This is a genomic window from Methyloversatilis sp. NSM2 (assembly GCF_038066675.1).
Taxonomy (GTDB): domain Bacteria; phylum Pseudomonadota; class Gammaproteobacteria; order Burkholderiales; family Rhodocyclaceae; genus Methyloversatilis; species Methyloversatilis discipulorum_A.
In genome coordinates this window covers 1-17934 of record NZ_JBBUKV010000013.1, presented here as the reverse complement: position 1 = coordinate 17934, position 17934 = coordinate 1, and the positions used below count along the sequence as shown (strand labels likewise).

At 66.2% G+C, this 17934-nt stretch carries 15 protein-coding genes; 12 read left to right on the top strand and 3 right to left on the bottom strand.

All coding sequences use genetic code 11. The features are described from left to right. Window positions 1-2 precede the first annotated feature (2 nt). The 4 genes from WJU27_RS16910 (at window position 3) to WJU27_RS16895 (ending at window position 5836) form a co-directional block, all read left to right on the top strand. Entirely contained in the window at window positions 3-3386 is a 3384-nt protein-coding gene (locus tag WJU27_RS16910; RefSeq protein WP_341422844.1) for a UvrD-helicase domain-containing protein, read from the top strand. Between the two features lie 86 nt (window positions 3387-3472). Next, entirely contained in the window at window positions 3473-4213 is a 741-nt protein-coding gene (locus WJU27_RS16905; RefSeq protein WP_341422843.1) for a multiubiquitin domain-containing protein, read from the top strand. Next, on the top strand, window positions 4188-5369 hold the full coding sequence (locus WJU27_RS16900) for a ThiF family adenylyltransferase (protein ID WP_341422842.1): 1182 nt from the start codon (window positions 4188-4190) through the stop codon (window positions 5367-5369). Before WJU27_RS16905 ends, WJU27_RS16900 begins: the two co-directional genes overlap by 26 nt. Beyond that, entirely contained in the window at window positions 5366-5836 is a 471-nt protein-coding gene (locus tag WJU27_RS16895) for a DUF6527 family protein (RefSeq protein ID WP_341422841.1), read from the top strand. Before WJU27_RS16900 ends, WJU27_RS16895 begins: the two co-directional genes overlap by 4 nt. Window positions 5837-5890: 54 nt before the next feature. Here WJU27_RS16895 and WJU27_RS16890 read toward each other — a convergent pair whose 3' ends face one another. Then, the gene (locus tag WJU27_RS16890; protein WP_341422840.1) at window positions 5891-6079 is read right to left on the bottom strand and encodes a hypothetical protein; all 189 of its coding nucleotides are present in this window, start codon (window positions 6077-6079) and stop codon (window positions 5891-5893) included. Between the two features lie 23 nt (window positions 6080-6102). On the opposite strand from WJU27_RS16890, the gene WJU27_RS16885 reads away from it, so the two are divergent. The 3 genes from WJU27_RS16885 to WJU27_RS16875 all read left to right on the top strand — a co-directional run bounded on the left by WJU27_RS16885 (window position 6103) and on the right by WJU27_RS16875 (window position 7119). Further along, entirely contained in the window at window positions 6103-6306 is a 204-nt protein-coding gene (locus tag WJU27_RS16885) for a hypothetical protein (RefSeq protein ID WP_341423030.1), read from the top strand. Window positions 6307-6632: 326 nt separating this feature from the next. Further along, window positions 6633-6845, top strand: a complete 213-nt coding sequence (gene rhuM / locus WJU27_RS16880; RefSeq protein WP_341422839.1) for a RhuM family protein — start codon at window positions 6633-6635, stop codon at window positions 6843-6845. Window positions 6846-6972: 127 nt separating this feature from the next. Then, complete coding sequence (locus tag WJU27_RS16875; RefSeq protein WP_341422838.1) at window positions 6973-7119, top strand: hypothetical protein; 147 nt, start codon at window positions 6973-6975, stop codon at window positions 7117-7119. 29 nt (window positions 7120-7148) lie between these two features. On the opposite strand, the gene WJU27_RS16870 is transcribed toward WJU27_RS16875, so the two are convergent. Then, a complete protein-coding gene (locus WJU27_RS16870) occupies window positions 7149-8720 on the bottom strand; it encodes an inorganic phosphate transporter (protein ID WP_341422837.1) in 1572 nt (523 codons plus the stop codon). A gap of 290 nt (window positions 8721-9010) precedes the next feature. Between WJU27_RS16870 and WJU27_RS16865 the strand changes: the two genes are divergently transcribed. Together WJU27_RS16865 and WJU27_RS16860 are read left to right on the top strand one after the other, a co-directional pair. Next, the gene (locus tag WJU27_RS16865) at window positions 9011-10495 is read left to right on the top strand and encodes an acetamidase/formamidase family protein (protein ID WP_341422836.1); all 1485 of its coding nucleotides are present in this window, start codon (window positions 9011-9013) and stop codon (window positions 10493-10495) included. 752 nt (window positions 10496-11247) lie between these two features. After that, window positions 11248-12072 carry an arylamine N-acetyltransferase family protein gene (locus WJU27_RS16860; protein WP_020162804.1) on the top strand — a complete coding sequence of 275 codons (825 nt, stop codon included), beginning with the start codon at window positions 11248-11250 and terminating at the stop codon, window positions 12070-12072. A 16-nt stretch (window positions 12073-12088) separates the two neighbouring features. Here the strand turns inward: WJU27_RS16860 and WJU27_RS16855 are convergent, their stop codons facing one another. Next, window positions 12089-14281, bottom strand: a complete 2193-nt coding sequence (locus tag WJU27_RS16855; RefSeq protein WP_341422835.1) for a putative bifunctional diguanylate cyclase/phosphodiesterase — start codon at window positions 14279-14281, stop codon at window positions 12089-12091. Between the two features lie 323 nt (window positions 14282-14604). Between WJU27_RS16855 and WJU27_RS16850 the strand changes: the two genes are divergently transcribed. The 3 genes from WJU27_RS16850 to WJU27_RS16840 are packed head-to-tail and all read left to right on the top strand — an operon-like array spanning window position 14605 to window position 17626. Next, complete coding sequence (locus tag WJU27_RS16850; protein ID WP_341422834.1) at window positions 14605-15465, top strand: DMT family transporter; 861 nt, start codon at window positions 14605-14607, stop codon at window positions 15463-15465. Between the two features lie 10 nt (window positions 15466-15475). Further along, window positions 15476-16243, top strand: coding sequence for a helix-turn-helix domain-containing protein (locus tag WJU27_RS16845; RefSeq protein WP_341422833.1), 768 nt, complete (start codon window positions 15476-15478; stop codon window positions 16241-16243). A gap of 21 nt (window positions 16244-16264) precedes the next feature. Further along, window positions 16265-17626 (top strand): sensor histidine kinase, encoded by a 1362-nt coding sequence (locus tag WJU27_RS16840; RefSeq protein ID WP_296813406.1) that lies wholly within the window; start codon window positions 16265-16267, stop codon window positions 17624-17626. Window positions 17627-17934: the final 308 nt, after the last annotated feature.

Below are 17934 nucleotides of genomic sequence, written 5' to 3'. Positions count from 1 at the left end.
TCATGGACCCCATAGAGCTGGGGAGGCAGCACGCTCGGCGACTGCACGACGCGGCCGTTCAGAGTGGACGCAATCCGTGGTCACCGTATGAATTTGCTGTCGGCATAGCCAAGGACCTCGGCATCAAGGTCGAAAGCTGCGCTCCAGGTGGCGCACTCCTCGATGGAGGGCGAGCCAACTTTGACCCCGACGTCCCCCTCATCGTCCATGAGAAAACAGGGTCGCCCTTCGAACAGGCGTTCCTGGTAGCGCACGAAATCGGGCACGCACAACTGGGTGACGGCGAAGAAGAGGCTGAACCTGTGGCGAACATCGACCCGGCCCGTACATCGGAAGCGGCACCTGTCGGGATGGACCGCGTCGTAGACTACAGTCGGCGCCAGCGAAGGGAGGTCCAGATGGACCTCTTTGCGCGGGAGCTTCTTCTTCCTCGGCACGTAGTTGTCGATCAGCATGTAGCCCAAAGCCAAACCTGCTCCGACATTGCGGCGCGCCTTGGGGCCCCGTTCGAAGTCGTCGCGCAGCAGATGCTGGACGCCCTGTTGCTCCCAGCCTTTCCGAACGTCGTCGCTGCGGAACCGGTCGAAATACCGTTGAACGACAAGCAGAGAACCGCGGCCGAACACCGTGGCGCTGCGTTCTTGCTCCAGGCAGGTCCAGGCACGGGGAAGACGCGCACACTGGTGGCCCGCGTCGAGGGCTTGCTCGACGATGGCGTTGACCCCAGGCGCATCCTCCTCCTTACCTTCTCGAACAAGGCCGCCGGAGAGATGGCAGAGCGGCTTGCGCAAAAGCGCCCACAACAAGCGGCCGCGCTGTGCATTGGTACGTTTCACAGCTTCGGCCTGGACATCCTCAGGCGGTTCAACGACCGGTGTGGGCTACCCGCGGACCCTCGGCTCATGGACCGCACCGAGGCCGTTGAATTGCTCGAAAACGAGTTCCCTCGGCTCGGCCTGAAGCACTACCGAAATCTGTACGACCCCTCTCAGACAGTGGCCGACATCCTGACCGCGGTCTTCCGTGCCAAGGACGAAGTCACTGGCCCTCATGCTTACCTTGCCCTGGCTCAGGACATGCGCGCAGCGGCGACAGACGCAGCCGCCCTCGAAGCCGCTGAGAAGGCAGAAGAGGTTGCCAAGGTCTACGCGCTCTACGAGGAGCTCAAGGCCACGGCGGGGAGCGTCGATTTCGGCGACTTGGTCATGCAGCCAGCGCTCCTGCTAGAGCGCGACGAGGAGGTCAGGACCCAGCTGCAAGGCGATTATGACCACATCTTGGTCGACGAGTACCAGGACGTGAATCGAAGCAGCGTGCGGCTGCTCACGGCCCTCAAACCCACCGGGGAGAACCTGTGGGTCGTTGGGGATGCCAAGCAGTCCATCTATCGCTTCCGGGGGGCCTCGTCGTTCAACATGGCGCGGTTTGGCCACCAGGACTTCCCAGGAGGGGTCCGAGACAGCCTGGACATCAACTACCGCTCCACCTCGGAAATCGTCGGCGCCTTCTCGACCTTCGCGGCCACCATGAGTGCAGCGGACGGGGCCACGGCGCTCAGAGCCGACCGCGGCGCCGGTGGCGCAAAGCCAGAAATCACCACGGTCGGTGGTGGCGCACTGGTGACGCCAGCGCTCGTCGACAGCATCGAGCGCTTCCGAACAGCAGGCTTCCGCTATCGCGACCAGGCGGTTCTCTGCAGAGGCAATGACAGGCTGTCCGACACCGGCCAAGAGCTTGAGCGGGCCGGCGTGCCCGTACTGTTCCTCGGCAGCCTTTTCGAGCGTACCGAGATAAAGGACCTGGTTGCGGTGCTGACGCTCCTCGTGGACAGGCGTGCAATGGGCCTGATTCGCACCGCTTGCTGGCCCGAGTTCGCGATGACGCTTGAAGACGCAGTGCGCGTGTTTGAGTACTTGCGCAATGTAGAGGTTGAGCCTGGAGCATGGCTGCAAGGAGCACCCGACGTCACGCCAGGCGGGCAGGCCGCCCTGGCTGCACTTGGCGTCGCGCTGGACGGTTTCACTGCCACTTCTCAACCCTGGACGGTGCTGGCGACCCTATTGCTCGACCGGACCAGAATGGCTGCGCGCATTGCCGTGTCGTCCAGCGTTCCCGACCAGGCCCAAGGCATCGCCATCTGGCAGTTCATGAACTTCGTGCGGGTCCAGCCCAACGGCCAAGGTCTCCCGATCCAGCGCCTGGCGGAGCGCGTCCGAAGGCTTCTACGCTTGCGCGATGACAGGGACCTCAGGCAACTTCCTGCCGCGGCGCAGGGCATCGACGCAGTGCGCCTGATGACGATCCACGGGTCAAAGGGCCTGGAGTTCCCTGTCGTTCACATGGTCGGTGTGAATCAGGACTCGATCCCGGGCGCCATCCGGCCCTCCAAGTGCCCGCCGCCGAACGGCATGGTCACGGGCGGGGAGGGCAGCCCAGACGAAATTGCCCGAGCCGCGCACAACGAGGAGCAGGAGTGCCTCTTCTACGTGGCAATGTCGCGCGCCAGGGACCGTCTAGCGTTCTACGCCGCCACGGCGAAGTCCAACGGCTCCTCCAGGCCGTTGTCCAAGTTCCTCGAACGAATCGGCGGCGTAAAGCCAGAGCTCGTCACGCCATCGACGGTGTTGCCGCCGGCCCCGGATGTCGCGCACATACCGGTGAACTTCTCAGGTACGCCGCGCTTCAGCGCTGAGGCGATTGCGCTCTACGAGGGGTGCGGGCGGCGGTTTCTGTACACGCACCTGCTGCAGGTCGGCGGCCGCCGTCGAGTGAGCGCTTTCATGTTGATGCATGAGGCCGTCCGGGACGTATATAGGGCCGTCATCGCCCAGGGCACCATTTCAGCCGGTCAGTGCGACGCGCTGCTTGCAGAGGCGATTGTCGCCCATGGACTCCATGGCCACGGCTACGTTGAAGAGTTCCGTGCCATGGCGTCGTCGATGCTTGGCTACTTCCTGGAGTCGCGGAACGGCGCCTTGGTGGAAGCGCCCACTGCGTTGCGAATCACCTTTGACAACCATGAGGTTGAGGTCAGGCCTGACGAGGTCTTGGTGCGAAATGGGGTTCGAACGCTGCGTCGGGTCAAGACCGGGCACGCCACCAGTAGTGCAGGCAAGGACATCGGAGCCGCCGCGTTTGTACTTGCGGCCCGCGCCGCCTTCCCGGAAGCAATCGTGGAGTTGGTGTACCTGGCCGACGCCGCCGCCAGGCCGTTGGTGTTGACGGCCAATCAACTGACCAAAAGTCAGGCCAAGTTGGGCGGCATCCTGGGCGACATCCGTGCTGGCAACTTCCGGGCAGAGGCGTCTGACATGACGTGTCCCAACTGCCCGGCGTTTTTCGTGTGCGGCGCCGTGCCGCGAGGGACCTTGCTGAAGTCCTTCTAAAAAAGTTTTACCGGCGACGTCAGATCGATCCGATTGAGTGAATGTAGGGCAGCAGTGGAGCTGCCTACAGACTCCAAGAGGAACATATGAACTACGACGACGTTGGTGATGCGATCCGCGAGGGTCGTGCTTTGAGGGAGGCTTCTGCCTACCGCATCCGGTTTGCCCTGGAGGGGCTGACCTTCCGCAACATTGATGTGCCGGACCCGGTTCCCACCGGCCGGCAAATCCTGGCCAGCGCGGGCCTGGACCACCGCGCTGACTACATCCTGTTCGCCTACCTGGACACAGGTGACTTCGAGGACGTCCGCCTGGACGAGTCCTTCGACCTGCGCGGCAAGGGCGCTGAGCGCTTCATCGCGTTCAAGTCCGACCGCGACTTCAAGTTCTCGATCAACGACCGCCAGCTGGCCTGGGGCCGCGCCGAAATCCTGGGCAGCGTCCTGTACGACCTCGCCGACGCCGCGCCGGACGAGGCCGTCTTCCTGGAGGTTCGTGGTGGTGAAGACCGCCTGATCGACCCGGATGAGCGCATCAACCTCGACGCCCCCGGCATCGAGCGCTTCATCACCGCGCCCAAGCCGGACACGGGCTACGTCATCTTGGTCAACTCTGAAGAGAAGTCCGTGCCGGACAAGCACGTCACCTTCGAGCAGGTGGTCAAGCTGTACTACCCGAATGCGGGCAGCGAGACGAACGTCAAGTTCTCGATGACCTACCGCAATGCGGCCTCGCTCCCCCACGCCGGCGAGCTCGGCGAGGGCGGCTCCGTCGAAGTCAAGAAGCAAGGGACGATCTTCAATGTCACCCGCACTGTTCAGTCTTAATCCCGACCTCGCCCGCCTTCGTTCGGAGGGCTATTTCATGCGCATCCAGGGCAGCCTCCTGGTGATGCTGAAAGTGCCCTACGTCAACGCGCAGCGCGAGGTGCGCTTCGGCACGCTGTCGTCGGCCCTTGACTTGGCCGGCGACCGAACCCGCAAGCCTGAGACGCACGTCATCAACTGGGACGGCGACTTCCCGTGCAATGCCGACGGGACGCGGCTGCAGGGCATCTCGCATGCGGAGCCGAACACCGACCTTGGCCACGGGCTCAAGGCACGTTTCAGCTTCTCCAGCAAGCCGAACGATCTGGGCTACCCGGACTACTACGCCAAGATGTCGACCTACGCGACCATCGTGTCCGGGCCGGCCGCGGTGCTGCAGCCGGGGATCAGCCCGCGCGTGTTCCGCGGCGGCGACGAGGAAGAGGAGGCCAGCGTTTTCAGCTACCTCGACACGGCCTCCAGCCGCGTCGGGATCGGCGCGCTGGCCGCCAAGCTGGAGCAGGAGGTCGTGGCCATCATCGGCCTCGGCGGGACCGGCGGCTACATCCTCGACTTCGTGGCGAAGACGCCCGTCAAGCAGATTCACCTGTTCGACCCCGACGTCTTCCTGTCGCACAACGCCTTCCGTGCGCCCGGTGCGCCGACCCTGGAGGAGTTGCGGGATGCCCCGATGAAGGTGCACTACCTGAAGGGCATCTACGGGCGCATGCACCGCTTCATCGAGGCGCACCCTGTGGAGATGAAGGCGGAGACGCTCGGCCTGCTGGACGGCATCACCTTTGCGTTCGTCAGCATGGATGCCGGCGAGGCGAAGCGCGCCGTCGTGGCCAAGTTTGAGGCCCTAGGCGTGCCCTTCATCGACGTCGGCATGGGCCTGGAACTCACGAACGGCAGCCTCGGCGGCATCCTGCGCGTCACGACTAGCACGCCCGAGAAGCGCGAACACGTCCATCTGGGCCGCATCTCCTTCGCCGGCGGTGGTGGCCAGGACCCGTATGCGTCCAACATCCAGGTAGCCGACCTGAATGCGCTGAACGCGTGCTTGGCAGTGGTGAAGTGGAAGAAGCTCCGAGGTTTCTACCGCGATCTGGAAAAAGAACACCACAGCACGTACACCACCGATGGCGGCATGCTGCTCAATGGAGACCAGACATGATGCGTCACCAGAATCTGGAGCACCGCTTCGTCCGCAATGTCCCTCGCGATCTGGATCCCGGCGTGCTGTACATCTCGGTGGAATACGCGACCGCAGTTCACTCGTGCTGCTGCGGCTGTGGCGACCGAGTCGTGACGCCGTTTACGCCGACAGACTGGCGCATGACATTCGACGGTGAGTCGGTCTCGCTTGATCCGTCGGTGGGCAACTGGAACCAGAAGTGCCGGTCACACTACGTGATACGCCGGAACCGGGTTCTGGAGGCTGGCCCTTGGTCAAACGCCCAGGTCGAAGCAGAGCGTCGCCGAGACAAAAAGGCCAAAGCCGCCTATTTCGGCAAGACGGCAGACGCCCAACCCAGCGTAGTTACCCATATGGATGACCGTGCGCCTAGCGCAGCCATGCATCAGACGAACCACTCGTCGCAGAGCCTCTGGGCGCGGGTCAAGTCGTGGCTCACTGGTTGAGCAGAGCGGAGGACGACTGGGCGGGTGGGCGCCAAGTAGACATAGCGGCCGCGCCTAAAGCTCGAGCGCGGGCAGTTCCCTTACGATCCTCGTCGTTTCCAAACTGACGGTAACCACGCGCTGGAACAGTTCCAGAGGGTAACGGGGGTTGCCCATGGTCTCGACCGCCCAGTCGTTCGGATCGTTGACGATGCCGATGTCCTTGTCGGTCTTGACGCCCTGGCGTTCGACTACCCAGTCCAAGGCAGGCTTGCCCCTCACCGGCGATCTACAGCAAGGACCTGATCGAGGTCATCTTCCGGCACACGTACACCAAGATCCAGTTCGTCGTCGACGCAGGCATCGCCAAGCGGCAGACCGCTTCGACCTACCTGCAGACGCTTGCCGGGCTGGGTATCCTGCGCGAGCAGAAGCATGGCCGCGAGAAGTACTACATCAACGAAGCCCTGTTCAACGAACTGGCCAGTTGAGCGCGGGACGCGTCGACGTGATCGACACGTCCGGAAAACGTGTCGATTTTCAACCGGTTTTTAAGCACGAATTTTGGATGTGTCGATTTGCTCGACAGGTTTCAGTGCATCCTGAACGTCGAGCAACGTTTGCCTGAGCTTGGCTGTGCGCACGCAACAGCTTCAATCGCGTCGACGACGCGCCGCCGAACCTACGCCGTAACTGCAGCAGAACCTGCGCCGCAAACAACATCATGAGCGAACTGATTCTCTAAACGACCGAAGATGGACGCAGCCAGATCAAGTTGCGCGCCAAGGATCAGACCGTCTGGCTCACGTAGCGGGAAATGGCAGAGCGATTCGATGTGACGACTGACAATGCCGGCCTGCATCTGAAGAACATCTTTGAAGATGCGGAGTTGAGTCGTGCGGCAACTACCGAGGATTCCTCGGTAGTTCAGATCGAAGGTTCGCGCGAGGTGAAGCGACCGGTCACGCGCTACAACCTCGACGCCATCCTCGCCGTCGGCTACCGGGTACGCTCCCCGCGCGATCTGTAAGCACCTTAGGACTACGCCCCTTGGAGAACTTCCAGACGGCGATCCAGCGGGCGACGGATTCCTGCGTAGCGGCTGAGCGGGCGTTTCCGATCATCTTCGTGGCGCCACGAAATTGATCGGACTTGGCATGGTGCATGTACTGAGCGGAAAAGAACTGCGCTCACATCTGCTGGCGATCCGCCGCGCCCAGCCGGTGGGCGATCAGCATCAGGCGCAGATCGCCTACCAGCTCGAACAGCGCTGTCGGAACATCGTGCCGATGTACGCGCAGTAAGCGCGGTTCAACCGGCCGCGTGCCCACCCTCACGCATGCACGATCCCGAAGATCATGTAGTAGATCATCGCCGCCATCAGTGCCGACGCCGGCACGGTGACGATCCACGCGGCGGCGATCTTGAACAGGGCTGAGCGCTTCACCAGTTCGTGCCGGTGCGTGCGTTTGATCGCCTTGCGTTCCTGCTTGGACAGATGCGCCTGCGCGGTGTGCGCCTTCAGCGCGTCGAGCATCGCGCGCTTGCCCTTCTTGTCGGCCTTGTCGAAATCGTTCAGGAAGGCTTCGACGACTTCCTTGTCGGCGCCCTGGTGGTGGCTCTTGATCTCGGCAAGGGTCTGCGCGTAGCTGGTCTTGATGTATTCGCGCAGGAAGCCGACGCCGAACACGCCGCCCAGCGCGATGTGGGTCGAGCTGACCGGCAGGCCCAGTTGCGAGGCGATGATGACGGTCAGCGCGGCCGCCATCGCGATGCTGAACGCGCGCATCGGGTCGAGCTCGGTGATTTCGTGGCCGACGGTGCGGATCAGCTTGGGTCCGTACAGCGCCAGACCGATGGCGATGCCGATGGCGCCTATCATCATCACCCACAGCGGCACGCTGGCCTTCGTGGACACGGCGCCATGGAGCACGGTGTCGGTGATCGCCGCGAGCGGGCCGATGGCGTTCGCGACGTCGTTGGCGCCGTGGGCGAAGCTCAGCAGCGCGGCGGCGAATACCAGCGGGAGGCCGAACAGCGAATTGATGCTGGCCTTGCTGTTGTTCAGCCGGAAGGCGTTGCGCCGCAGATGGGCGCGCACCAGCAGCCAGGTCAGAACACCAAGGCCGGCGCCGATCGCACAGGCGGTGCCGAAGTCGACCTTCCACACCTTGTTCAGCCCCTTCAGGATGAGATAGGTGGCGAACGACGCGGCCATGATGCCCATCAGCACCGGCACCGTGCGCTGCGCGGCGGCGACCATGTCGCTGCGGTAGGTGATGGCGCGCTTGATCCAGTACAGGAAGCCGGCCGCCACCAGACCGCCCAGCACCGGCGACACGATCCAGCTGGCGACGATGCCGCCCACCATGTCCCACTTGCCGGCGGCCATGCCGCCAGCGGCGACGCCGGCGCCGAGCACCGCGCCGACGATGGAGTGCGTGGTCGACACCGGCGCGCCGACCGCGGTGGCGATGTTGAGCCACAGCGCGCCGGCCAGCAGCGCGGCCGTCATCACCCAGACGAAGCGGTTGCTGTCGGCGATCGCGGACGGGTCGATGATGCCGCCGCGTATGGTCGAGGTGACGTCGCCGCCGGCGATCAGTGCCCCGGCCACTTCGAAGATGGCGGCGATGACGATGGCGCCGGTCATGCTCAGTGCGCGCGAACCGACCGCCGGGCCGACGTTGTTGGCCACGTCGTTGGCGCCGATGTTCATCGCCATGTAGCCGCCTATCATGGCCGCCACCACCAGCATGATGCCGCCCGGGCCCTGCAGGCCCACGCCGAGGGCGGCGTAGATCATGGTGCCGACGACGAACAGCAGGCCGATGCCCAGACGAAGGATTTCACGGCGGCCGCGCAGCGCAGCCTTTTCAATATCGGAATAGTTTTCGAGTTCCATGCGCTTTCGGGGGCGGTCTGACCGTCTGATCCGGAGGCGCTCGCGGCGGTTGCCGGCGAGGGCGGATTCCGGGGAGCGCGAAGTTTATTACACGTCACAATCGCACCCTCACCCGTTTGCACAAACCCTGCTCAGGTTGCGTCGCGGCCCTGTTGCAGTGCGCAACGCACCCCTTCCGTGCGCTTCGGCGGCGGATCCCCATTGATTTTCAAGGCTTTTCCATCCGGCACGATTGATGCACCGCCGCACGCGGTGTTTCACATCCCCACTGACCAGAAGGAGAACGCCCCATGTCTGCCTGCACCCATCCCGCGCACCAGCACTGCAGCTTCTGCGATCCGAACGGCCGCCTGACGGTGAAGGTGGACGGCAACGGCGAGCCCGAACTGCGCACGCCCGCGCCACCCGATCCGGCGCGGCGCGGTCTGCTCAAGGGTTCACTGGCGGCGGGGTTCGGCACGCTGAGCGCCGGCTGGGTCGGCCAGTCGATGGCGCGCGAGGCCGACGGCTCGATGAAGACGCGCAACCACTACTACATCGCCGCCAGCGCCGACACCGTGCACTGGGGCTATTTCTCGAAATCGCTGAAGCCGCAGGTCGAAATCAACCCGGGTGACTTCGTCACCATCGAAACGCTGACCCACCACGCCGGCGACGACTACGAGCGCATGATCAAGGGCGACCCCGGCGCCGAAAGCGTCTTCTACTGGGACAAGAAGAAGAAGGGTGTGATCCGTCGCGGCGCCGGTCCGATGGACGCCAGCCTGTTCGGGCGCGGCGCCGGCGAAGGCCTCGGTGTACACATATGCACTGGCCCGGTTTACGTGAAGGGCGCCGAAGAAGGCGACGTGCTCGAAGTGCGCATCGTCGACGTCGCGCCGCGGCCGAGCGCCAACCCGAGCTACAAGGGCAAGAGCTTCGGCGTCAACGCGGCGGCCTGGTGGGGCTTCCACTACAAGGATCTGATCACCGAGCCGAAGAACCGCGAGGTGATCACCATCTACGAAATCGACGCCGGGCTGGACCGCAACTGGGCGCAGGCGGTGTACAACTTCCAATGGACGCCGCAGACCGATCCTTTCGGCGTCGTGCACAAGACCATCGACTACCCGGGCGTCATCGTTGATCACTCGACGGTGAAGGAAAACCACGGCGTGCTGAAGAACATCCGCGTGCCAGTGCGGCCGCACTTCGGCGTCGCAGGCGTCGCGCCGAAGGAAGCGGACATGGTCGATTCCATCCCGCCCAGCTATACCGGCGGCAATATCGACAACTGGCGCATCGGCAAGGGCGCGACGATGTACTACCCGGTGGCGGTCAAGGGTGCGCTGTTCTCGGTTGGTGACCCGCACGCCGGCCAGGGCGATTCCGAACTGTGTGGCACCGCGATCGAGTGCTCGCTGACCGGCACCTTCCAGTTCATCCTGCACAAGAAAGCCGATCTCGCCGGCACCTCGCTCGCCAAGCTCGAATACCCGCTGCTCGAAACGCAGGACGAGTGGGTGATCCACGGCTTCAGCTTCGCGAACTACCTGGCCGAACTGGGCGACAAGGCGCAGAGCGACATCTACGCCAAGTCCTCGGTCGACCTTGCGCTGCGCGACGCCTTCCGCAAGAGCCGCGCCTTCCTGATGGACACCCAGGGCCTGACCGAGGACGAAGCGATATCGCTGCTGTCGGTCGGCGTCGACTTCGCCGTCACCCAGGTGGTCGACGGCAACTGGGGTGTGCATGCGGTGATCAGGAAGGCGCTGTTCTCCGGCGGCAGCCTGTAGCGGCTTCGGCGCCCGGGTCTGTTGTGGGAGGCAGCGAGAGCTGCCGAAAGGGCTTGGGCCGGGCACGATCCCCGTGGGAGCGGCCTTGGCCGCGACACGGCCGCCGCAGTCCGCCGGCTCCGATCCAGGCCGCTGTCGGGGTCAGAAGACCCCTCCCACAGAATCCGGGCTCCGGCCTCAGGTCGGGCGCGATCCCGGTGGGAGCGGCCTTGGCCGCGGCAGGGCCGCCGCACTCTTCAGGCTTCGATGCAGGCTGCCGTCGGGGTCAAGACCCCTCTCACAAAACCCCGGCTCCGACCACGGATCGAGCGCGATCCCCGTGGGAGCGGCCTTGGCCGCGACAGGGCCGCCGCACTCTTCAGGCTTCGATGCAGGCTGCCGTCGGGGTCAAGACCCCTCCCACAAAACCCCGGCTCCGACCACGGATCGAGCACGATCCCCGTGGGAGCGGCCTTGGCCGCGACAAGGCCGCCGCACTCGTCAGGCTTCGATGCAGGCTGCCGTCGGGGTCAAGACCCCTCCCACAAAACCCCGGCTCCGACCACGGATCGAGCGCGATCCCGGTGGGAGCGGCCTTGGCCGCGACGCGACCGATGCAGGCCGCCGGCTCCGCTATGAGCAGCAACCGCGAGCAAGCGCGCGCCCACAAAGCCCCAAGTCACCCGGCACGGTCGGCCACTCGTGACGCGCTGCGCAGGCCTTCGCGCCCCGCCCGCTCCATCATGCGCGGCTGTCGACTATCGCCCTGCTCCATGTCCACCCAATTCCCTCTCGATGCCTACCTTGCTCGCCTGGACTGGACTTCTGCCGCCCGTCCGGTCGCCGATGCACCGACGCTCGATGCGCTGGTGCTTGCGCACACGATGGCCATCCCCTTCGAGAACCTCGACCCGCTGCGGCGCAAGCCGGTCGCCGTGGACTCGGAAACGGTCGCTGCCAAGCTGATCGATGCCCGCCGCGGCGGCTTCTGTTTCGAGCACGGCCGACTGTTCGCCGATGCGCTGCGCGCGCTCGGCTACCCGGTGCGCGAACTGGCGGCACGCGTCATGTGGATGCAGCCCGACGACGCGCTGACGCCGCAATCGCACATGCTGCTCGATGTCGACACGCCGGATGGCGAGCGTCTCGTCGACGTCGGCTTCGGCGGCCTCACGGTCACCGCCGGTCTGCGCTGGGAAGACGGGCTGGAGCAGCGCACGCCGCATGGCGCCTACCGCCTGCTGCGGCGCGACGACTACTGGTGGCTGCAGTCGCAGATCGCGGGCGAATGGAAGAATCTGTACCGCGTGCGCCGCATCGACATGCACGGCTGCGACTACGAGGCGTCGAGCTACTTCCTGTCCACCCACCCGCAGTCCATCTTCACCGGCAATCTGATGCTCGCGCGGGCCGGGGTCGATCGCCGGTGGACGCTGTTCAACCGCGACCTGTCCGAATACCGCGCCGACGGCAGCGTGGCGCGCCGCACGCTGGCCGACGGCGACGCGCTGATCGCCACGGTGCAGGACCTGTTCGGCCTGCCCGTCGCGGATCAGCCTGACCTGCTCACCCCGCTGCGGGCGCTGGCCGCGGACTGAGCCAGCCGGCCTGCGCTCAGCCGTTCGACTTCCGGCTGCCGCCGGCCAGTCCGAATGCGCGCGAAAACTGTTCCGCCGACAGTGCCTGCCCGAACAGATAACCCTGCCCGTGCACGCAGCCTTCGCGGAACAGGCGTATGCGCTGCACGTCGCGCTCTATGCCTTCGGCGATGCTGTCCAGCTCGAAGCTGCGCGTGATGTCGAGTATGGCGCGCACGACCGAGGCGTCGCGCTCCGATTCCAGCATGCCCTCGACGAAGGATCGGTCGATCTTGATCCGCGTCAGCGGGTAGCGCTTGAGCAGGCTCAGCGACGCGTAACCGGTGCCGAAGTCGTCGAAGGACACGCCGACGCCGAGTGCGCGCACGCGCTGCAGCGTGTCCAGCACCAGGTCGTCGTGATCGAGCACGATGTTCTCGGTCACTTCCAGTTCGAGTGCTTCCGGCGGCAAGCCGTGCTTGTCGAGCGCTGCCTGCACCTGCGCTGCCAGATCGCCGACGCGGAACTGGGCGCCGAACAGGTTCACGCCCATGCGGAAATCCGGCGCGCCGTTGCGGCGCCAGTACGCAGCCTGCGCGCAGGCTTCTTCCAGCACCCAGGCGCCGACTGTCGCGGCGAGCGGCCCACCTTCGAGCGCCGGCAGGAAAGCGGCCGGCGACAGCAGGCCGCGTTCCGGGTGCAGCCAGCGTATCAGCGCCTCGGCGCCGGTCAGCGCACCGTCGTACAGCCTCACCTGCGGCTGGTAGAACAGCAGGAACTCGCCGGCGTGCGCAGCGCGGTGCAGTTCCATGCTGTACAGCCGGCGCGCCATCGCTTCCATGCGCAGTGCCGGCTGGTAGGTGAAGCACTGCGCGCGGCCTATGCTCTTCGCCTTGAACAGCGCGAGGTCGGCATTGCCTATCAGTTCCAGCGCCTCGTCGGCCTGCTGCGGCGCCACCGAAATGCCGCAGCTGGCGGCGACGCGCACCTCGTGGCCGTCGGCGACGATGGGCATCTCAATCGCCCGCAGCACGATATGGGCCACCATCGCGGCACTTTCCGGGTCGTCGGTGCCGACCAGCAGCAGCGCGAATTCGTCGCCGCCGATGCGTGCCGCGAAACCCTGCATGCCGGCCACTGCCTCCAGGCGGCGACCGACCTCCTGCAGGATGTTGTCGCCGATCGCGTGGCCCAGCGTGTCATTCACGTCCTTGAAGCCGTCGAGGTCGATCATGACGACGGCAGCCGGCAGAGGTCGCGTCAGCGTGTCTTCGACGCGGCGGAAGAAGCCGGCGCGGTTGGCCAGGCCGGTCAGGCCGTCGGTATTGGCCATGCGGCGCAGCGCGTTTTCCCGCTCGCGCCGTTCGGTGCAGTCCTGCAGGTGGGCGCTGAAGGTGACGCCCGTCGCCTCGCGGTGCATGAACAGCGTCAGCCCGAGCAGCAGTTCGACGCCGTCGCTGCGCAGTCCGATGATGTCCTTCGGCACGTCCAGCCCTTCGAGCGAGCCCTGTGCAACGGCACGGGCGAGCAGGTCGCGGAAGGCGGCCCGGTCGCGTTCGGGCAGCAGTGCATCGACCGGCTCGCCCAGGCCTTGCGTCGGCGAGCGACCGAGCAGCGCGGCGGCTGCACTGTTGCAGCCGATCAGCCTCGCCGCTGCGTCGAAGGCGATCAGCGGGTTCGGTGCGTTCTTCGCGAAGTCGTCGAACGCCGGGCGGCCGTGTTCGGGCGACACCTCGATGCGGCGCAGTTCCATGCGGTCGGCCGCCATCTTCGCCAGTTCGCGCAGCCGCTCGCGATCCTCTTCGGTGAAGTCGTCGTGCGGCCGGTTGTCGATCACGCACAGCGCGCCGAGCGCGTGCCCGTCCGGCGCCAGCAAGGGCGCGCCGGCGTAGAAGCGCAGATTGGCGCTGCCGGTGACCAGCGGATTGTCGTGGAAGCGTTCGTCGAGGCGTGCGTCCGGCACCACCATCACGTCGTGCTGGTTGATCGCGTGCGCGCAGAAGGACACGTCGCGCCGCATGTCGACCGCTTCGTCGATACCGGTGCTGGCGGCGAAGAACACGTGATCGCTGCCGATCAGGTTCACCGCGGCGACCGGCATGCCGAACATGCGGGCGGCGATGCGCACCACCGGGTCGAGGCTGGGTAGCTGGTGGTCGCTGTCCAGCCCGTAGGCCGACAGCGCTTCGAGCCGCTCAGGCTCGGTCGGAAAAATCGAGGGGCATTTCATCGAGACCTCCTGCAAGGTGCCGGGAGCGCCGTGCATCGGCGATACGAGCCCGGCATGGACGGCCCGTCGAGGACGCCCTGCTTGATGCGATCACAGTGAATGGAAATTGTTTCATCGAATGCACGGACCTTGCCGTGCTGAAATTGCCGATTACATATATGCAAAGCGATAGCGGGAAATCATCACAGCCCGCCGGCGCGCGCATCTGTACCGCACAATCTGTACGTGCTGTGCCGGTCCCCGGCTCAGCTCGCTGCAGTTTTCGACAAGACAGGCCGGCACCGGCGGCGGCAGACTGCGGTCTTTGCCTCGCCCGTACGCCCGTGTCAGCGCTGTTCGCCCCTGCCCTCTTCGTCCTCGTCTGGTCCACCGGTTTCATCGTCGCGCGGGCCATAGACGGCGTGGCCGACCCGGCTCTCTTCCTGCTCGCCCGCTTCACGCTGACCACGCTGCTGTACAGCGCCATCGCGTTCGCGCTGCGTGCCGTCTGGCCGGCGCGCGCGCAGTGGCCCAAACATCTGCTGGCCGGTGCGCTGCTGCAGGGCGTGTACATGGGCGGCGGCTACTGGGCGGTGGCGCACGGGCTGTCGCCGGCGGTGATGGCGCTGCTCGCCACGCTGCAGCCGATGTTCACGGCGCTGATCGCGCAGCGCCTGTTCGACGAACCGCTGGGCCGCCATTTCTGGGGCGGTCTGCTGGCCGGTGCGCTGGGTGTCGTACTGGTGCTGGCGCCGCGGCTGGCCAGCGTCGGCCCGGAGGCGCTGTCGCCGCTGGTTGTCGGCGTGGCGCTGGTGGCGGTGGCCGGCATCACCGCCGGCACGCTGGTGCAGAAGAGCTCCATAGCCGCCGCCGACCTGTTCAGTTCGAGCGCCATCCAGAACGCCGGCGGTGCGCTGGTCTGCCTGGTGATCGCGCTGGCACTCGGCGAGTCGCTGTGGGTGCCGGGCCTCGCGCTGTGGGCGGCGCTCGCCTGGGCGGTGCTCGGCCTGTCGGCCATCGGCAGCACGCTGCTGGTATGGATGGTGCGCCGCGGCTCGGCGGCGAAGGTGAGCGTGCTGGTGCTGCTGGCGCCGCCGCTGGCCGCGGCGCAGGCGGCGCTGCTGTTCGGCGAACGGCTGGCGCCGCTGCAGATGGCGGGCTTCGCGCTGGCGCTGGGCGGCATGCTACTGTGCCGGCGTCGCTGAAAGTCATGTCATGCACGCTGCCGATCCCAACGTCGATACCCGCTGCTACGCGGCCGAACCGGCCGGGCACGCGCACGACTTTCACCAGGTCGTGTTGGGCGGCGACGGCGGTACCGAACTGGAGGTGGACGGCCACCTGCACCGCGTCGATGCCGGCGCCGGGCTGGTGATTCCGGCCGGCACCCGGCACGACTACCGCGGGCTGGACGCGGCCAACCGCCAGCTGGTGGTCGATCTGCCGGCGGCGTCGGTCGCATTGCCGGCGTCGCTGTTCCGACGCCCGCGCGCCTTCGCGATCGACGCCGCGCTGCGCCGGCGCGTGCAGCCGCTGCTCGGGCTGGCCGGAGAGCGTGTGTCGCGGCCGCGTCACTGGCTGCTCGCCACCCGTTTTGCTGACGACCTGGCGCAGCGACTGCATGCCGCATCCGCCGCCGCCGACGCGCGCCGCTTTCCGGTCGACCGCATCGACGCCTGGCTGCGCCGCCACGCCGGCGAGGCGCCGTCGCTGCAGTTAATGGCGGAACGCTTCGGCTACGGTCCGCGCCGCTTCCACGACCTCTTCGTCGACGCCTTCGGCGAACCGCCGCACCGTTACCTGGTCCGCCTGCGCCTGGACGCTGCGCTCGCACTGCTCGACGACCGCACGCGCTCGCTCGGCGACATCGCGCTCGACACCGGTTTCGCGGACCAGAGCGCCTTCACCCGCCGTTTCACGCAGCGTTTCGGCCTGCCGCCCGGACACTGGCGGCGCGCTGCCGGCGCTACGATGCGCCGTTGACGACACCTGCCCGCTGCCGCGATGACCGATCTGCCGAAATCCGCCGACACCGACGCCCTGATCGCGCGTGCTCACATCGAGGGCGTGGACGAATCGACCTGGCTGGACGTGATCCAGCGCATGGACGAGGTGTATTCGCAGCTGGTCAGCGACGAAATCGCGCTGGAGCAGAAGAACGTCGAGCTCGAACAGTCGCAGCAGTTCATCTTCAGCGTCATGTCGGCGATGTCGGACGTGCTGCTGGTATGCAACGAACGCGGCGAGATCGAGGAAACCAACGCCGCACTGTGCGAACTGGTCGGCCGCAGCGACGACGAGCTGCGCGGCACGCCGGTGTTCGCGCTGCTGGCTGACGACGCCAGCCGCGCCCGCATGCGCGGCGTGCTCGACGACGCCAACCCGTCGCGCCGCGGCCAAGCGGTCGAACTGAACCTGCGCGACGCCGAGGGCAGGCCGGTGCCGGTCGACACCAACCTGACGCCGCGTTTCGCACGCAACGGCAAGCGCGCCGGCACCGTGTTCGTCGGCCGGCCGACGGCCGAGCTGAAACGCGCCTACCACGAGCTGCGCGAAGCGCACGAGGCCTTGAAGCTGGCGCAGCAACAGCTGCTGCATTCGGAAAAGATGGCTTCGCTCGGCCGTCTGGTGGCCGGCGTTGCGCACGAACTGAACAACCCGATCAGCTTCGTGCTCGGCAATGTGCACGCACTGAAGAAGTACAGCGAACGCATGGGTCGCTACATCGACGCGGTACATGCGGGCGCTTCCGACGAGGAACTGGGCGAGCTGCGCACCAGGCTGCGCATCGAGCATCTGCTGAAGGACCTGCCGTCGCTGATCGAAGGCACGATGGAAGGCGCGCAACGCACGGCCGACATCGTGAACGGCCTGAAGCGCTTCTCGGCGGTGGACCCGGAAGGTCGCACCGCGGTCGACCTGAATACCGTGATCGAGCGCGCAATCCACTGGATACGCAAGGGCACCACAGCGGCGGTCGACATGCACTGGGAAGCCGGCGCGCCCTGCGTCGTCATGGGCAGCGCCGGCCAGCTGCAGCAGGTGGTGATGAACCTGCTGCAGAACGCCTGCGATGCCGCCGGTGCCGACGGCCGCACCGCCGAACTGACCATCGCCTGCACGGCCACCGGTGAGCGCGTGCGCATGACCCTGCGCGACAACGGCCCCGGCATTCCCGATGAATACCTGTCCCGCATTTTCGAACCCTTCTTCACCACCAAGCCGGTCGGCAAGGGCACGGGCCTCGGCCTGTCGATCAGCTACGGCATCGTCGAACAGCACGGCGGCACACTGGTCGCCCGCAACCACCCGGACGGCGGCGCCGAATTCGTGCTCGAACTGCCGGCGGCTGCCTCGCTGACCTGATCGCGCTTGCGTCGTTGTCGGAGGGTCTCCCGACTCCGACTGCACCCTGGATCGAAGCCGGCGGACTGCGAAGGCCCGTCGCGGCCAAGGCCGCTCCCACAGGAACTGCGCCGGATCCGCGGCCGGAGCCCGCGCCGGGGTTCTGTGGGAGGGGTCTTCCGACCCCGACGGGGCCTGTGATCAAGCGCCGTCTGCCGCTCAGGCGCCGCGGTCGCGGTCAGAAGACCGCTCCTACAGGGGGCGTGCTCTCGACCCGCGGCCCGAGCCTGGACCGGGGTTCTGTGGGAGGGGTCTTCCGACCCCGACGC

Bases quoted from the DNA above. Each gene is read 5' to 3' on its own strand.
- WJU27_RS16860 (WP_020162804.1), top strand. From the start codon at position 11,248: ATGTCCACCCAATTCCCTCTCGATGCCTACCTTGCTCGCCTGGACTGG.
- rhuM (WP_341422839.1), top strand. From the start codon at position 6,633: ATGGCAGAGCGATTCGATGTGACGACTGACAATGCCGGCCTGCATCTG.
- WJU27_RS16855 (WP_341422835.1), bottom strand. From the start codon at position 14,281: ATGAAATGCCCCTCGATTTTTCCGACCGAGCCTGAGCGGCTCGAAGCG.
- WJU27_RS16900 (WP_341422842.1), top strand. From the start codon at position 4,188: ATGTCACCCGCACTGTTCAGTCTTAATCCCGACCTCGCCCGCCTTCGT.
- WJU27_RS16865 (WP_341422836.1), top strand. From the start codon at position 9,011: ATGTCTGCCTGCACCCATCCCGCGCACCAGCACTGCAGCTTCTGCGAT.
- WJU27_RS16875 (WP_341422838.1), top strand. From the start codon at position 6,973: ATGGTGCATGTACTGAGCGGAAAAGAACTGCGCTCACATCTGCTGGCG.
- WJU27_RS16905 (WP_341422843.1), top strand. From the start codon at position 3,473: ATGAACTACGACGACGTTGGTGATGCGATCCGCGAGGGTCGTGCTTTG.
- WJU27_RS16840 (WP_296813406.1), top strand. From the start codon at position 16,265: ATGACCGATCTGCCGAAATCCGCCGACACCGACGCCCTGATCGCGCGT.
- WJU27_RS16845 (WP_341422833.1), top strand. From the start codon at position 15,476: ATGCACGCTGCCGATCCCAACGTCGATACCCGCTGCTACGCGGCCGAA.
- WJU27_RS16895 (WP_341422841.1), top strand. From the start codon at position 5,366: ATGATGCGTCACCAGAATCTGGAGCACCGCTTCGTCCGCAATGTCCCT.
- WJU27_RS16870 (WP_341422837.1), bottom strand. From the start codon at position 8,720: ATGGAACTCGAAAACTATTCCGATATTGAAAAGGCTGCGCTGCGCGGC.
- WJU27_RS16910 (WP_341422844.1), top strand. From the start codon at position 3: ATGGACCCCATAGAGCTGGGGAGGCAGCACGCTCGGCGACTGCACGAC.